Consider the following 14,727-nt stretch of genomic DNA (forward strand, 5'->3'; position numbering starts at 1 on the left):
GCAGTCTGACCCGATGCTTCAATGTCGAAAAAACGTTAAGGGTGCCCATGTCGGCTTCCACCTCCAGTCTGGTGCAGTTGTCCAACGTCCGCATCGACCGGAGCGGGCGCACGATCCTGCGCGACGTTTCGCTGCAGGTGCCCAAAGGCAGCATCACTGCCGTGCTGGGGCCGTCCGGCAGCGGCAAGTCGACCCTGCTGGCGGCGCTGACCGGCGAACTGCGCCCGGTTGCAGGCGACATCACCCTGTTCGGCAAGCCGATCCCGCAGCGCACCTCCGAACTGCTGGAGATGCGCAAGAGCGTTGGCGTACTGCTGCAGGGCAATGGCCTGCTGACCGACCTGACCGTGGCCGAAAACGTCGCCCTGCCGTTGCGCACCCACACCCGCCTGCCGGCACCGGTGCTGCGCCGGCTGGTGCAGATGAAGCTGCATTCGGTCGGCCTGCTGGCCGCCGCCGATGCCTGGCCACGTGAACTGTCCGGTGGCATGGCCCGCCGCGTGGCACTGGCCCGCGCATTGGCCCTGGACCCGCCGCTGATGATCTACGACGAGCCGCTGACCGGGCTGGACCCGATCGCCTCGGGTGTGATCATGAGCCTGATCCAGCGCCTCAACCACAGCCTGGGCCTGACCAGCATCATCGTCAGCCACCACGTGCACGAGACCCTGCCGATCTGTGACCAGGTGATCGCGATCGCCAACGGCGGCATCGTGTTCCAGGGCACGCCCGAAGCGCTGCAGTCCAGCCAGGACCCGCTGCTGCGGCAGTTCCTGCACGGCCAGCCCGACGGTCCCATTCCGTTTGATGCCGCACCGCGCGCGAGGGTTGCCTGATGCCGTTCGTGCAAGCCACCCGTTCGCTGGGCCGTGCCGGTCTGTTCTCGCTGACCGTGCTGCGCGGTTCGCTGCCGACCCGTGATTTCCTGGCCGAGCTGACCCGCGAGATCTACAAGATCGGTGCGCGCTCGCTGCCGATCATCGCCGTGGGCGGCGCCTTCGTCGGCCTGGTGCTGACCCTGCAGGGCTACCGCACGCTGACCACCTTCGGTGCGGCCGACGCGCTGTCGACCCTGCTCGGCCTGTCGTTGTACCGCGAGTTGGCACCGGTGCTGACCGCGCTGTTGTTCATCGGCCGCGCCGGCAGCTCGATCGCCGCCGAACTGGGCCTGATGCGCGCCACCGACCAGATCAAGGCGCTGGAACTGATGGCCATCGACCCGGTGGCCAAGGCCGTGGCGCCGCGCTTCTGGGCGGCGGTACTGACCGTGCCGCTGCTGACCGGCATCTTCTGTTCGCTGGCAATCAGCGCCAGCTATTTCGAAGCAGTGCACGTACTGGGCCTGGACAACGGCGTGTTCTGGTCGGCGCTGCGCAACAGCGTGGACTTCTGGGACGACTTCGGCGTGGCGATGCTGAAGTCGGCGATCTTCGGTGGCACCGCCGCACTGGTTGCCGCCTATGTCGGTTTCCACGCCGAACCGACCATCGAAGGCACCTCCGTCGCCACCACCCGTGCGGTGGTCAACGCTTCGCTGCTGGTGCTGATGTTCAACTTCGTGCTGTCGGCAATGTTGTTCACCTAACCCCTCCATCGGCGGTGCGCATCGGCGCGCGGCCACCACGACTGATCAGGTAATCCACATGGCCATCCGCGGTCCCAGACTCGAATTCTCCGTCGGCGCTTTCCTGCTGCTGGCCCTGGCCTCGCTGATGGTGCTGGCCGTCGCCTCGACCAACCAGCGCTGGAGCTGGGGTGGCGAAGGCTATGAACTCAAGGCCCGCTTCTCCCAGGTCGGCCAGCTGCGCAAGCAGGCGCCGGTGAAGATCGGCGGCGTCACCGTCGGCCAGGTCGCTTCCATCGAACTGGACCCGGTGAAGTTCGAATCGATCGTGACCCTGCGCATGGACAGCAAGGTCAAGGACCTGCCGGCCGACACCTCCGCCGGCATCTTCACCAGCGGTTTGCTTGGCGAGAGCTATATCGGTCTGCAGCCCGGCGGTGATCCGGACGTGCTCAAGCCCGGTGAGGAAATCGTGTTCACCCAGCCGGCCGTGGACCTGCTGCAGCTGGTCGGCAAGTACATGTTCAGTGGCGGCGCCGGTGGTGGCGCTGCTCAGAAACCCAACGATGGCGAGCAGTCGCCTGCAACGGAACCGCAACCATGAAGATGAAACTGATCCCGGCCCTGCTCGCCTCGTCGCTGCTGCTGGCCACCCCGTTCCTGGCCCAGGCGCAGGCCGCCCCCGCCGCTGCCGCCGCCCCCCAGGGCCAGGCCGGCAAGGTGGTGATCGACGCCAGCAGCCGCATCATGTCGACCCTGCAGCAGCGCCGTGCTGAGTTCACCAGCAACCCGGCCAGCCTGCGCAGCTACATCGACAGCGAACTGACCCGTACCTTCGACCGCGACTATGCCGCGCGCCTGGTGCTGGGCCCGCACGCCCGCGGCGCTTCGGATGCCGACATCAAACTGTTCGCCGATGCGATGGCCGACAGCCTGATGCAGCGTTATGGCTCGACCCTGCTCAACATCCAAGGCAAGCCGAGCTTCCGCCTGAAGGGCGAGAGCCCGCTGCCGGGCAACCGCGGCGTGCGCGTGGCCACCGAACTGGTGCGCGCCGCCAACGAGCCGACGCCGGTTGAATACTGGATGCGCAACGTCAACGGCCAGTGGAAGATCTTCGACGTGAACATCGAAGGCATCTCCTACGTGCAGACCTTCCGCAACCAGTTCGATGCCCCGCTGCGACAGAAGGGCATCAAGCAGGTAGCCAACGATCTGCGCAGCGGCAGCATGCAGGCCGGACCGGCCGGCAATGGCAAATAAGGCGCTGGCGCTGCTGGAAGGTGACACCCTGCGCCTGCGCGGGGTGCTCGACCGTGCAGCGGTGATCGCGCTGTGGCCGCAGCTGCAGGCCCTGCCGGCGCAGCTGTCGCGGCTGGAACTGGCGGAGGTCGAGCGCGTGGACAGCGCCGGCCTGGCGTTGCTGGCCGAGCTGGCCGCGCGCGCGCGCCAGGGCGGTCATCCGCTGACGATCTCCGGCGCCCCCGCCGGCTACAACGAACTGAGCGCGGCCTACCGGCTGTCGCCCGACCTGGACTTCAACGCTACTTCTGCTGCGAGCTGACATGAACGTCGTGCGCGTTTTCCCTCTGATCCTACTGGCCGCTGCGCTCAGCGCCTGTGCCGGCAAGCCGGCACGCAGCGACGCGCCGGTGGCCGATACCGTGGTTCCGTCGACTGCTGCAGCACCTGCCGCAGCCACTGCTGCTGACACCGAGCCGGCCAGCCAGCCGACGCAGGCCGACACGCCGCCCGCTGCGGCGGCCGTGGACACCGGCAACCGTGCCCCGACAACCGATGCCGCCACCGACGCGGCGGCGACCGCCCCGGGCGGCGACAACGACTTCGATGCGCTGTACGGCACCAGTGACAACAGCCGCAGCGCTACCGCCTACGACCCGTGGGAACCGTTCAACCGCAAGGTGCACGGCTTCAACAACGCCGTCGACCGCGGTATCGCCCGCCCGTTGGCCACCGCCTATACCCACGTGGTGCCGCGCTTTGCACGTACCGGCGTAAGCAACTTCTTCAGCAACCTGCGTGCGCCGCTGACCATCACCAACCAGCTGCTGCAGGGCCGACCGGCCGATGCGTGGGACAGCCTGGGCCGGTTCCTGATGAACAGCACGCTGGGCATTGGTGGCCTGTTCGACCCGGCCAGCAAGGCGATGGTGCCGCGTCGCAACGAGGACTTCGGGCAGACCCTGGGTGCGTGGGGCTGGCGTCGTTCGCGTTACGTGGAACTGCCGTTCTTCGGCCCGCGTACCGTGCGTGATGTGTTCGGCCTGGCCGGTGACATCCCGTTGTCGCCGATCCGCCGCATCGAAAGCGACAAGTACCGCATCGGCCTGCAGGGCCTGCAGCTGGTCGACACCCGTGCACAGCTGCTGGCGATCGACGACCTGCGCGATACCGCGGTGGACGAATACGCCCTGGTCCGCGATGCCTGGATGCAGCGCCGCAACTACCAGATCGAGAACGATCTGCGCAGCAAGCGCGAGCGTGGCAGCGACGATGCGAACTCGCCGATCCCGGTCGATGCGATGCCGATGCCGCAGTGGACCAACTGACCGCTGCCGGCACCGCATGAAAAACCCCGCCTCGGCGGGGTTTTTTGTTTACTGGCATCCACCTACCTTCCGGTAGGTGCCAACCTTGGTTGGCACGTCGTCTTCAGGCCGCCAGCGCCGCCTCGACCGCTTCGCGCAGGCGCGCATCATCGGCGGCAACGTCCGGGGCGAAGCGGGCGATGACCTTGCCATCGCGGCCGACCAGGAACTTCTCGAAATTCCACAGCACCGCCGGTGCCGGGTGGATCGGAATCTCCTTGCTGGCCAGGCGCTCGCGCAGCGGGCCTTCGCCGATCGCCTGCGGCTGCGCGGCGGTCAGCTGCTGGTACAGCGGGTGGGTGTCCTCACCGGCCACGCTGATCTTGGCGAACATCGGGAAGCTCACGTCGTAGGTCAGCTGGCAGAACTGCTGGATCTCCGCCTCGCTGCCCGGCTCCTGGCCGAGGAAATTGTTGGCCGGGAAGCCCAGCACTTCCAGGCCCTGCGCGTGCTTCTCCGCGTACAGCGCCTGCAGGCCTTCGTACTGCGGGGTCAGGCCGCACTTGGACGCCACGTTGACCAGCAGCAGTACCTTGCCCTGGTAGTCGGCAAGCGAGGACGACTGGCCGTCGATGGTGGTGAGGGAAACATCCTGGATCGAGGTACTCACGCGGGGGCTCCGGCTACGGCTGGGAAAGGCCCACCAGCATACCGCCGCATGCGCTGTTGTAGAGCCGAGCCCATGCTCGGCTGATGCCACGGTAGCCGAGCATGGGCTCGGCTCTACAGGACATCCTCAATCCACGCAGATCGTGCCCTGCGCCTTGCCACCGTCGATGCGCTGGCGGCAACCGAAGTTCTGGCTGACATCACGCTGGCAGGTGCCGGTCGCCACAACGCCGGCAGCGACCTCGCCCGTCGCCAGGCACTGGCCGCTGCAGTCGCTCTTGTTGCCGCACGACTTGCCAGCGTCGGCATAGGGAATCACGCACTGCACCCGTTGCAGGCGGCCCAACGGCTGCAGCGTACCGCCCGCTGCGCGGCAGTCCACATCGCGTGCTTCTTCATAGGCTGCAGCAGCTTCGGGGCTGTCGGCCGCCGTGGATGCCGTGCCTGCATCTTCGCTGGCCGGTGGCGCACTGCTGCAGGCGGCAAGCAGCGCGCCCAGGGCAAAGCTGGCAAGGAATCGGAGGCGCATGGCGGTACCTGAAGGGTGTGGACGGCGCCAGCATACGCACCCGCCCATGCAGGTGGCGTGTCAGCCGGCGTTGCCGTCGTCCTCTCCGTCGGTGGAGGTCAACTGCTGCATCGGATCGGGGGTCAGCTCAGGGGGCAACGCGCGCTTTGACTTGCTGCCCAGTTCGGCAAGCCGGCGGGCACGGCTGATGGCCGACTGCGGCGAATCGATCAAGCGGTTGCGTGCGTCGGCGTAAGCCTTGCCTGCATCATCAAGCTTCTTGCCCATGGCATTGAAGTCCTGCAGGAATCCAGTCAGGGCGTCCAGCACCAGTCCACCGGCTTCACTGATCTTCAATGCCTGCTTCTGCACCTTGTCACGTGTCCACAGTCGCTCGGCCACCCTCAACAGGGCCATCAGCGTATTGGGCGAAGCGAACACCACGCGGTTGTCGAAGGCATACGCCTGCAGTGCACCATCCGCGCCCAGCGCCGCCGACAGCGCGCCTTCGATGGGAACGAAAGCGATGGTGATATCCAGGGTCTCGCTGCCAAGAGCCTTCGGATAGTTCTTTTCGCCCAGATCCTTGACGTGCTGGCGCAGCGCCACCGCATGGCGGCGCAATGCATCTTCGGACTGTTCCGGCGTGGCGGCATTCATCGCCTCCTGCCAGGCGATCAGGTTGACCTTGCTGTCGATCACCACGCTGCGCTCATCGGGGAACTGCACCACCACGTCCGGCCGCAGGCGCGCGCCCTCATCATCCACGGCGTGCTTCTGCCGCTGGTAGTGAACGCCCTCCTCCAGGCCTGAGCCACGCAGCACGTTGTCGAGCATCAGCTCGCCCCAGTCACCGCGCACCTTGGCGCTGCCTTTCAGCGCATTGGTCAGCGCCGAGGCCTGTGCAGCCATGTCCTGGTTGAGCGTCTTCAGTTCACCCACCGCGCCAAGCAGGCTGGCACGCTGCCTCGCTTCTTCCCCGTACAGCGTGTCGACCCGGTTGCGGAAATCCCCCAGCCTGTCGGCAAAGGGTTTGAGCAGCCCTTCGATATCCGCGCGCGACTGCACCGTTGCCTGGCGCACGTTCTTTTCGAACTGTTGTCCGCGTTCGTCGAACACCTTGCCCGCCAGTTCGGCGAAGGCGCCGGAGAGCTTTTCCTTGGCAGTATCCAGATAGCTGCGCAGCTCGGCACTGGCGCGTTCGGAATGCTGCAGGTTGGCCAGCGCGCGAGCATGTTCGCCATGCAGCTGCTGGTAGCGCTGCTGCGCTTGTTGCAGCTCCTTGCTGGACTCGGCCAGACCGGCCCGCACCTGCGCCAGGGCAGTTTCGCGCTCGGCCAACATCGCTTCACGACTGGACGCCAACGCGGCCTCCCGCTCCACGCGTGCGGTCAGGGTAGTGACGAGCTGGGCGTGCTGCAGGCTTCGGCCACGCTCGCTTTCCAGCTCTGCCAGCAAGGCTTCCAGCCGACCTCGCAGTTGCCCGGCGTCAACCAGGGCCAGGCGATGCTGCTCGCGTTCGGTAACCAGCTGTTGCTGTGCTTCAGCAGCGGGGGCGCTGTTGGATGCCCGACGCCACAGCAGTACCAGCACCAGCAACGTCGCCAGCAGCAGCACCACGGCGACAATCATGAGGACTTCGATGTTCATGCGACCAGTGTAGCCCCGCTGCGCTAGCCTTGGTCGGACCACATTGGACCCGACCATGCTTGTTCTCTACGGAAAGCCCACCTCGATCAACGTGCGCAAAGTGCTGTGGCTGTACGCCGAACTCGACCTCCCGCTTGCGCATGAACCAACCCCCGCGCCGGACCTGCTGGCCACGCTGAATCCGAATCGGCAGGTGCCGGCGCTACGCGACGGCGACTTCGTGCTGTGGGAGTCCAACAGCATCTGCCGCTACCTGGCCGCACGCCAGGGCCGCGATGACCTGCTGCCCGCCACGGCACAGGGCCGCGCCAAGGTCGAGCAGTGGATGGACTGGCAGGCCACCGACCTCAACAGCGCCTGGCGCCACGTGTTCATGGCCCGCGTCCGCCAGCACCCTGACTTCGCGGACGACGCGCGCGCGGAGGCCAGCCTGACGCACTGGAATCATCTGATGACACTGCTCGATGCACAGCTGGCGACGACCGATGGCTACGTGGTGGGCAACACCTTCACCCTGGCCGACATCGTGCTCGGCCTGTCCACCCAGCGCTGGCGCAGCACACCGGGCAACAAACCGGCGCTGCCCCAAGTGGAAGCCTGGTTCGAGCGCCTGCGCCCCCGCCCGGGCTTCGCTAAACATGTGGACAACGGCGTGGCGTAAGGGAGTTTCCGGCAGGGCTGCGCCCTGCACCTGCAGAGGCAACGTCAACGTCAAAGGCTGGCATTCCGAGGGATGGCGGGGTGGCATGGGTTTGCGGGACACGCCGTAAACCCATCCATGGGGGCTCGTAGGCGCCATCCATGGCGCCTGCGGTCCCGCAAACCCATGCCACCCCGCCTTTCACGGATTTCCGCGATCTGCAGTAGATCCACGCCATGCGTGGATGAAGGTCAGAAGGATCGCTTCGGGTTTCTTGTCTCCGGTTGGCCCGAACACTTACCAGCCTTCCAACACGATCTTTCCCTTCGCCCGATGGCTCTCCAGCAGCGCATGAGCACGCCGCAGGTTGGCCGCGTCGATGCGCCCGAAGTGCTCACCCAGCGTGGTCTGCAGCACACCGGCATCGACCAGTTCGGCCACCCGGTTCAGTAGTTCGTGCTGACGCTGCATGTCCGCGGTCTTGTACAGCGGCCGGGTGAACATCGATTCCCAGTGCAGCGACAGCGCCTTGCGCTTGAGCGCCATCACATCGATCTGGCCCGGATCATCGATCAGCCCCAGCTGCCCCTGCGGCGCCAGCAGCTCGACGATCTGCGCATAGTGCTGGTCGGTGTGGGTCAGGCTGGCCACGTGGTCCACCTCGGTGATGCCCAGCCGGGTCAGGCCCTCGGCCAGCGGCCGGGTGTGGTCGATCACATGGTGCGCGCCCATCGCCTGCACCCAGTCCTGGGTCTCCGGGCGCGAGGCGGTGCCGATCACCGTCAGCTTGGTCAGCCGACGCGCCAACTGCACAAGGATCGAACCCACGCCGCCCGCTGCCCCGATCACCAGCAGGGTCTGGCCGTCACCACCGCCTTCGGCGATGCGCAGGCGGTCGAACAACAGTTCCCACGCGGTGATCGCGGTCAGCGGCAGCGCCGCCGCCGCGGCATCGTCCAGGCTGGTCGGCTTGCGGCCAACGCTGCGCTCGTCCACCAGCTGGTATTCGGCATTGCTGCCCGGGCGATCGATCACACCGGCGTAGTACACCGCGTCGCCGGGCTGGAACAGGGTCACCTCGCTACCGATCGCATCGACCACACCAACCGCGTCCCACCCCAGCACGCGTGGGCCGTCGGTGGCAGCGCCGCGTCGCACCTTGGTGTCGACCGGGTTCACCGCCACCGCGCGCACCGCCACCCGCAGGTCGCGTGGGCCCGGCTGCGGCAGGGGCAGGTCGAGGTCGATCAGGGCCTGCGGGTCGTCGATCGGCAGGCCGGCATGGGTGTAGGCAATGGCGCGCATGGGGGAGATCCAATGAGGAGAGGCCACAGCGTGCGCCGTGCGCAGGGGGGCAGAAAGGCGCAGAATCGGTCAACACTTTCACTGCAGCAATGAAAATGGTCCGTTTCGACGATCTGCAGCTGTTCGTCCGTACCGCTGCGCTGGGCAGCTTCTCGCAGGCCGCACGCGAGGCCGATCTGCTGCCGGGCCAGGTGGCCGCGGCGGTGGCGCGGCTGGAGCGCGAGCTGGACCTGCGCCTGTTCGTGCGTACCACCCGCAGCCTGCGGCTGACCGCCGAAGGCGCGCTGTACCTGCCCTACGCACAGGACGTTCTGACCACCCTGCGCGAAGGCCAGGCGCGGGTGCAGGGCGAGGATGCCGAACTGCATGGCACCCTGCAGTTGTCGGCGCCCTCGGACTTCGGCCGCAACCTGCTGCTGCCGTGGCTGACCGCGTTCCGTGCCGCACATCCACGGCTGCGCCTGCACCTGCGCCTGTCCGATGAAGTGGCCGACGTGTTCCGCGACCCGGTCGACGTGGCGATCCGCATTGGCCACTTCGACGATGCCAGCTACGTTGCCCTGCCGTTGCTGGAAGGCAACCGGCGCGTGCTGGCCGCATCGCCGGAGTACCTGCGGCGGCGTGGCACGCCGACCCGGCTGGACGATCTGCGTGAACACGATTGCCTTGTCTACCAGCTCGGCGGGCGTGCCTACGATCGCTGGTCATTCGAGCTGGAGGGGCGCCGCGTAGTGATCCCGGTGCGCGGGCCACTGGTCTGCGACGACGCTGACGTGGTGCGGCGTTGGGCGGTCGCCGGCGAGGGCATCACCTACAAATCCTGGCTGGACGTGCGCGACGACGTGCTGGGTGGACGCCTGCAGGTGCTGCTGGATGGCATCGGCAGCCACATCCCCCTGCAGCTGGTGTGTCCGCACCGCAAGCAGTTCTCACCGGCGGTGCGGCAACTGCACGCGCAGCTGCGCCAGTACCTGCAACCGCTGCTGTCCGCGATGCCCGGCCATGACGGCCTGCCCCTGTCGCCTGCAACGCCGCTGGCCGACAATGGTGCTCCCCCGTTGTAAGAGAATCGCGCCATGCCGTGGATGGGCATCCAGGACCTGTGGACCTTCCTGCTCGCTGTGCTGGTGTTTCTGGCCCTGCCCGGGCCGGGCACCTTCACCCTGCTGACCGCCACTGGTCGTGGCGGTGTACGCGGCGGCTACACGGCGCTGGCCGGCCTGCTGGTCGGCGACCAGATCCTGATGTGGCTGGCATTGGCCGGCGTGGCCGCGCTGCTGAAGGCCAATCCGACGGTGTTCCATGCCGTGCAGTATCTCGGCGCGGCGTACCTGGTGTGGGTAGGCATCAGCCTGCTGCGCACGCCCAAGGGTGACGGTGCCGAGGTCGGCCCGGTGCGCATGCAGCCAGGCCGCTACTTCCACCAGGCGATCCTGGTCAGCCTGCTCAATCCGAAGGCGATCCTGTTCTACATGGCGTTCCTGCCGTTGTTCATCGACCCCAAAGCCCATCAGGGCATGGCCACCTTCGCGGCGCTGGCCGGAATCATCTTCGTGGTCAGCATCGCCTACTGCTCGCTGCTGATCTGGGTCGGCAACCTGGCCCGGCGCCGTCTGATCCAGCACCCGCGGGTCAGCGATGCGCTGCGACGTGTGGCCGGCCTGTTCCTGGTGGGATTTGGCATCCGGTTGGGGCTGAACGGATGATCCGGCGGCGGCTGGTGCTGGTGTTCATCGGGCTCATGGCCGGCACCGCAGCGGCCAGCGCACAGGACCATCGCTGCCTCACCGGGGGCCGCAACGACGGCATCCACCTGCTGTGGCGCTGGCTGGACGATGGCAGCGCCGAGGTGCAGTACGCCGGGCAACGCGGCCGCCTGCAGGTGCAACGGGCGTCGCAGGAAACGACGGTGCTGGACGAGGACCGCCCGTATCAGTTCGACAGCGTCTGGGAAGAACGCATCAGTGGCCGCCTCAATGGGCGCTACTACCTGACCACGCAGGGCGCGCGCGTCTACGGTTTCAGCTACGAGCGCGCCCGCGACGGGCGACGCACCGAGTTCAACGAGGACGTCGAGGCGTGGCAGGAAGATGGCTGCCATTGGGCGGGCGTTGAGCCGCTGACCGTCGCGTCGAGTGGGCTCGACTGAGCCGACGCGACGGCCGCCAACCGAGGTTGGCGTCTACCAGGGCTGCGAACCACGCATTCCCTCGCGCAGGTGATCGATGAACACCCGCAGCTTGGGCGCCATCTGCTCGCGCGCGGGGTAGTACAGGTGGAAGCCGGGGAACGGCGGCTGCCAGTCCTGCAGCACACTCTGCAGTCGCCCAGCGGCGATGTCGTCGGCCATCAGCGAGGCGAAACCCTGGGCCATGCCCAGCCCCGCCAGCACGGCGTGATGGGCGACACCGGCATCGTTGAACGCCAGCCGCCCGCTCACTTCCACGTCCAGGTCGTGGCCTTCGCGGCTGAACTCCCAGGGCATCAGCCGGCCATTGGCCAGGCGGTGCACGATGCAGGCGTGGCCCTGCAGGTCATGCGGGGTCTGCGGCACGCCATGGCGTTCGAAATAGACCGGCGTAGCCACCACCACCTGCCGCTCGGGTGGCCCGACCGGCACCGCGATCATGCCCTGTGCGAGTGATTCGCCCAGGCGGATGCCGGCGTCGAAGCCCTCGGCCACCAGATCGGTCAGCGCTGGGTCGACGCACAGTTCCACCTGCACCTGCGGGTAACGCGCAAGGAAGTCGGGCAGCCGCGGCAGCACCATGCGATCGGCGACGATGCGCGGCAGGGTCACGCGCAGCCGCCCGGCAGGCACCGAGCGCGCGCTGTCCAGTTCGGCAAATGCCTGGTCGATCTGGTCCAGGCCTCCGCGCACGCGCTGCAGGAAACGCGCGCCGTGTTCGGTCAGGCTCACCCGCCGCGTGGTCCGCTGCAGCAGGCGCACGCCCATCCGCGCTTCCAGCGCACGCACGCTCTGCGACAGCGCCGAGGTCGACACGCCCAGCGCGTTGGCGGCGCGGGTGAAGCTGGCATGTTCGGCCACGCGGACAAAGGCGACCACGGCAGTGAGGGGCGCGGAGGCATCCATTGTGAAGCCAACCTTCAAGGTAAGTCCGGTGGCACGCAGTTTATCCACATGATGGCGTGGAGGATGCTGTGCCCCTAGCCACTGCCCATCCAGGCGTGGCGCCTTCCCCAAGGAGATCCGCATGAAGACCCGTACTCTCGGCCCCGTCGGCCCGACCGTGTCCGCCCTCGGCCTCGGCTGCATGGGCATGAGTGCCTACTACGGCGGCCGCGGCAGTGACGATGACGGCATTGCCGTCATCCGGCACGCGCTGGACCGTGGCGTAACCCTGCTCGACACCGCCGATGTGTATGGCCCGCACACCAACGAGGTGCTGGTCGGCCACGCGATTGCCGGGCGCCGCAACCAAGTGTTCCTGGCCAGCAAGTTCGGTATCGGCCTGGACCCGGCTGCCCCAAAGGGGCGCCAGGTCAACGGCCGCCCGGACTATGTGCAGGCCGCCTGCGAGGCCAGCCTGCGCCGCCTGGGCGTGGACCACATCGACCTGTACTACCAGCACCGCGTCGACCCGACCGTGCCGATCGAGGACACCGTAGGTGCGATGGCACGCCTGGTGGAACAGGGCAAGGTGCGCTGGCTGGGCCTGTCCGAGGCGTCGGCGGCCACCCTCCGCCGCGCCCATGCGGTGCACCCGATCACTGCGGTGCAGAGCGAGTACTCGCTGTGGTCGCGCGAGCCGGAGCAGAACGGAGTGCTGGCCGCCACGGCGGAACTGGGCATCGGCTTCGTGCCATATTCGCCGCTGGGCCGTGGCTTCCTGACCGGCGCCATCCGCAGCCCGGATGACTTCGACGCCGATGATTACCGGCGTACCTCGCCCCGCTTCGAAGGCGAAAACTTCCAGCGCAACCTGGCGCTGGTGGACACCGTGCAGGCGCTGGCCGCCGAACGCGGCATCGCCGCCTCGCAGCTGGCGCTGGCCTGGGTGCTGTCGCGCGGCGAGCACATCGTACCGATCCCGGGCACGACGCGGCAGGCACGGCTGGACGAGAACCTCGGTGCGCTGCAAGTGGAACTGGATGCGGCCACGCTGGACGCACTGGATGTCGCCTTCCCGCTGCATGCCGCTGCGGGTGAACGCTATTCGGTCAGTGGCATGGCCAACATCGAGTCGTAGGAGCAGCCGGGACGAACGCACACCGGTGGCTGCCGCCGGATTGTGCCGATTCCGGCAGCCTGGCCGGGGCGCAGCGCGCGCCACGCCATGCATGACCCCCGTCAGTGGCAATGCTGCGCTGCGTTCGGTCACACTCGGGAACTTGTCGTTCTCAGTCACCCCTTCCGAGGCCTGCATGTCCCTGCTCCGGCGCAAGTCCCTAGATTCCGTCACCGTCCATGAAGCCGGCCGGCGCCTGGTCCCGACCCTCAGCTGGCCGCACCTGATCGCGCTCGGCATCGGCGCCATCGTCGGCACCGGCATCTACACCCTGATCGGCGTCGGTGCCGACCGCGCCGGCCCCGCTGTGCTGATCTCCTTCGCCATCGCCGGCGCAGTGTGTGCCTGCGCGGCATTGGCCTACGCCGAACTGTCCACGATGATGCCGGCTGCCGGCAGCGCCTATACCTACAGCTACAGTGCCCTGGGCGAAGTCTTCGCCTGGGTGGTGGGCTGGAGCCTGATCCTGGAGTACTCGCTGGTGGTGAGTACCGTGGCGGTCGGCTGGTCGGGCTATTTCGTCGGCTTCCTGGAATGGGTGCATACCCAGTTCGGCTGGGACCTGCGCCTGCCGGCCATGCTCGCGGCGGGCCCGCACGTCGATGGCGGCATGATCAACCTGCCCGCCATCGTCATCACCTGGCTGGTGGCACTGATGCTGATGGCCGGTACCAAGGAGAGCGCCACCCTCAACGCGATCCTGGTCGTGTTCAAGCTGATCGCGCTGGCCATCTTCGTGGCGGTGGCCCTGCCGGCGTTCGATACCAGCAACCTGCAGCCGTTCATGCCCTACGGCTTCGCCAAGACGCTGGGGCCGGATGGCGTCGAGCGCGGCGTGATGGCCGCAGCGGCAATCATCTTCTTCGCGTTCTACGGCTTCGATGCGATCTCCACCGCCGCCGAAGAAACCAAGAACCCGGCGCGCGACCTGTCCATCGGCATCATCGGCTCGATGGTCGGCTGCACCATCGTGTACGTGCTGGTGGCGCTGGCCGCGATCGGTGCGATGAGCTACACCGTGTTCGGCCAGAGTGCCGAGCCGCTGGCACTGATCATGCGCCAGCTGGGCCAGCCAACCGCCGCGATGCTGATCGGCGTGATCGCCATCATCGCCCTGCCGACCGTGCTGCTGGCCTTCCTGTACGGCCAGAGCCGCATCTTCTTCGTGATGAGCCGCGATGGTCTGCTGCCGCGTGGCCTGTCCAAGGTCAACGCACGTACCGGCACGCCGGTGGCGACCACGCTGTTCACCGCCGTGGTGGTGTCGGCGCTGGCAGGTGTGGCGCGCCTGGACGAGATCGCCGCACTGGCCAATGCCGGCACCCTGGCTGCGTTCACCGCCGTTGGCATCTGCCTGGTGGTGCTGCGCGTGCGTGAGCCGAACCGCGAACGTACCTTCCGCACGCCGTTCGCCTTCATCGTCGGCCCGCTGGCGGCGCTGGGCTGCATCTACCTGTTCATCAGCCTGCCGCACACCACCCAGCTGTACTTCCTGGCGTGGAACGTGGTCGGCCTGGTGCTGTACTTCGCCTACAGCCGTCGCAATGCGCTGATCGGCCGGTAAAGGTAGCGCCGGGCCATGCCCGGCGGTC

The 14,727-nt window shown here is 67.4% G+C and carries 17 protein-coding genes; 12 read left to right on the top strand and 5 right to left on the bottom strand.

The genetic code is table 11. The annotated features are described in order from the left end of the window. The first annotated feature begins 47 nt into the window (after positions 1 to 47). From AC27VL_RS16215 to AC27VL_RS16240, 6 genes are read left to right on the top strand one after another with little or no spacing between them, the layout of a single operon-like run. Positions 48 to 836 (top strand): ABC transporter ATP-binding protein, encoded by a 789-nt coding sequence (locus AC27VL_RS16215; protein WP_100554252.1) that lies wholly within the window; start codon positions 48 to 50, stop codon positions 834 to 836. After that, a complete protein-coding gene (locus tag AC27VL_RS16220; protein ID WP_005414955.1) occupies positions 836 to 1,585 on the top strand; it encodes an MlaE family lipid ABC transporter permease subunit in 750 nt (249 codons plus the stop codon). The genes AC27VL_RS16215 and AC27VL_RS16220 overlap by 1 nt, the downstream gene beginning before the upstream one ends. 58 nt (positions 1,586 to 1,643) lie before the next feature. Next, positions 1,644 to 2,168 carry an outer membrane lipid asymmetry maintenance protein MlaD gene (gene mlaD, locus AC27VL_RS16225; RefSeq protein WP_100554253.1) on the top strand — a complete coding sequence of 175 codons (525 nt, stop codon included), beginning with the start codon at positions 1,644 to 1,646 and terminating at the stop codon, positions 2,166 to 2,168. Then, on the top strand, positions 2,165 to 2,827 hold the full coding sequence (locus AC27VL_RS16230; protein ID WP_100554254.1) for an MlaC/ttg2D family ABC transporter substrate-binding protein: 663 nt from the start codon (positions 2,165 to 2,167) through the stop codon (positions 2,825 to 2,827). The genes mlaD and AC27VL_RS16230 overlap by 4 nt, the downstream gene beginning before the upstream one ends. Next, entirely contained in the window at positions 2,817 to 3,128 is a 312-nt protein-coding gene (locus AC27VL_RS16235; protein WP_025875628.1) for an STAS domain-containing protein, read from the top strand. The genes AC27VL_RS16230 and AC27VL_RS16235 overlap by 11 nt, the downstream gene beginning before the upstream one ends. Position 3,129: 1 nt before the next feature. Continuing rightward, positions 3,130 to 4,134 (top strand): MlaA family lipoprotein, encoded by a 1,005-nt coding sequence (locus AC27VL_RS16240; protein WP_488767376.1) that lies wholly within the window; start codon positions 3,130 to 3,132, stop codon positions 4,132 to 4,134. 103 nt (positions 4,135 to 4,237) lie between these two features. Here AC27VL_RS16240 and AC27VL_RS16245 read toward each other — a convergent pair whose 3' ends face one another. The 3 genes from AC27VL_RS16245 to AC27VL_RS16255 all read right to left on the bottom strand — a co-directional run bounded on the left by AC27VL_RS16245 (position 4,238) and on the right by AC27VL_RS16255 (position 6,940). Continuing rightward, a complete protein-coding gene (locus AC27VL_RS16245) occupies positions 4,238 to 4,783 on the bottom strand; it encodes a glutathione peroxidase (protein WP_191078324.1) in 546 nt (181 codons plus the stop codon). A gap of 126 nt (positions 4,784 to 4,909) precedes the next feature. Beyond that, a complete protein-coding gene (locus AC27VL_RS16250) occupies positions 4,910 to 5,311 on the bottom strand; it encodes a hypothetical protein (protein WP_488767378.1) in 402 nt (133 codons plus the stop codon). Positions 5,312 to 5,371: 60 nt separating this feature from the next. Continuing rightward, entirely contained in the window at positions 5,372 to 6,940 is a 1,569-nt protein-coding gene (locus AC27VL_RS16255) for a DNA recombination protein RmuC (protein WP_488767380.1), read from the bottom strand. 55 nt (positions 6,941 to 6,995) lie between these two features. On the opposite strand from AC27VL_RS16255, the gene AC27VL_RS16260 reads away from it, so the two are divergent. Beyond that, positions 6,996 to 7,601: a glutathione S-transferase family protein gene (locus AC27VL_RS16260; protein WP_488767382.1), complete on the top strand. Its 606-nt coding sequence runs from the start codon at positions 6,996 to 6,998 to the stop codon at positions 7,599 to 7,601. 276 nt (positions 7,602 to 7,877) lie between these two features. Here the strand turns inward: AC27VL_RS16260 and AC27VL_RS16265 are convergent, their stop codons facing one another. Further along, complete coding sequence (locus AC27VL_RS16265) at positions 7,878 to 8,885, bottom strand: zinc-binding alcohol dehydrogenase family protein (protein WP_100554260.1); 1,008 nt, start codon at positions 8,883 to 8,885, stop codon at positions 7,878 to 7,880. Positions 8,886 to 8,974: 89 nt separating this feature from the next. Here AC27VL_RS16265 and AC27VL_RS16270 point away from each other — a divergent pair, with 89 nt between their 5' ends. From AC27VL_RS16270 to AC27VL_RS16280, 3 genes are read left to right on the top strand one after another with little or no spacing between them, the layout of a single operon-like run. Then, on the top strand, positions 8,975 to 9,949 hold the full coding sequence (locus AC27VL_RS16270; protein WP_100554261.1) for a LysR family transcriptional regulator: 975 nt from the start codon (positions 8,975 to 8,977) through the stop codon (positions 9,947 to 9,949). A gap of 12 nt (positions 9,950 to 9,961) precedes the next feature. Further along, positions 9,962 to 10,591: a leucine efflux protein LeuE gene (gene leuE / locus AC27VL_RS16275; protein ID WP_089241943.1), complete on the top strand. Its 630-nt coding sequence runs from the start codon at positions 9,962 to 9,964 to the stop codon at positions 10,589 to 10,591. After that, positions 10,588 to 11,034 (top strand): hypothetical protein, encoded by a 447-nt coding sequence (locus AC27VL_RS16280; protein WP_488767385.1) that lies wholly within the window; start codon positions 10,588 to 10,590, stop codon positions 11,032 to 11,034. Before leuE ends, AC27VL_RS16280 begins: the two co-directional genes overlap by 4 nt. 33 nt (positions 11,035 to 11,067) lie before the next feature. Here AC27VL_RS16280 and AC27VL_RS16285 read toward each other — a convergent pair whose 3' ends face one another. Further along, positions 11,068 to 11,979 carry a LysR family transcriptional regulator gene (locus AC27VL_RS16285; RefSeq protein WP_488767387.1) on the bottom strand — a complete coding sequence of 304 codons (912 nt, stop codon included), beginning with the start codon at positions 11,977 to 11,979 and terminating at the stop codon, positions 11,068 to 11,070. A 121-nt stretch (positions 11,980 to 12,100) separates the two neighbouring features. Here AC27VL_RS16285 and AC27VL_RS16290 point away from each other — a divergent pair, with 121 nt between their 5' ends. Beyond that, a complete protein-coding gene (locus AC27VL_RS16290) occupies positions 12,101 to 13,096 on the top strand; it encodes an aldo/keto reductase (protein ID WP_488767389.1) in 996 nt (331 codons plus the stop codon). Positions 13,097 to 13,271: 175 nt separating this feature from the next. After that, positions 13,272 to 14,699 (top strand): amino acid permease, encoded by a 1,428-nt coding sequence (locus AC27VL_RS16295; RefSeq protein WP_488767391.1) that lies wholly within the window; start codon positions 13,272 to 13,274, stop codon positions 14,697 to 14,699. Positions 14,700 to 14,727: the final 28 nt, after the last annotated feature.

The sequence above is a fragment of the Stenotrophomonas sp. 14P6.2.3 genome, assembly GCF_057799055.1.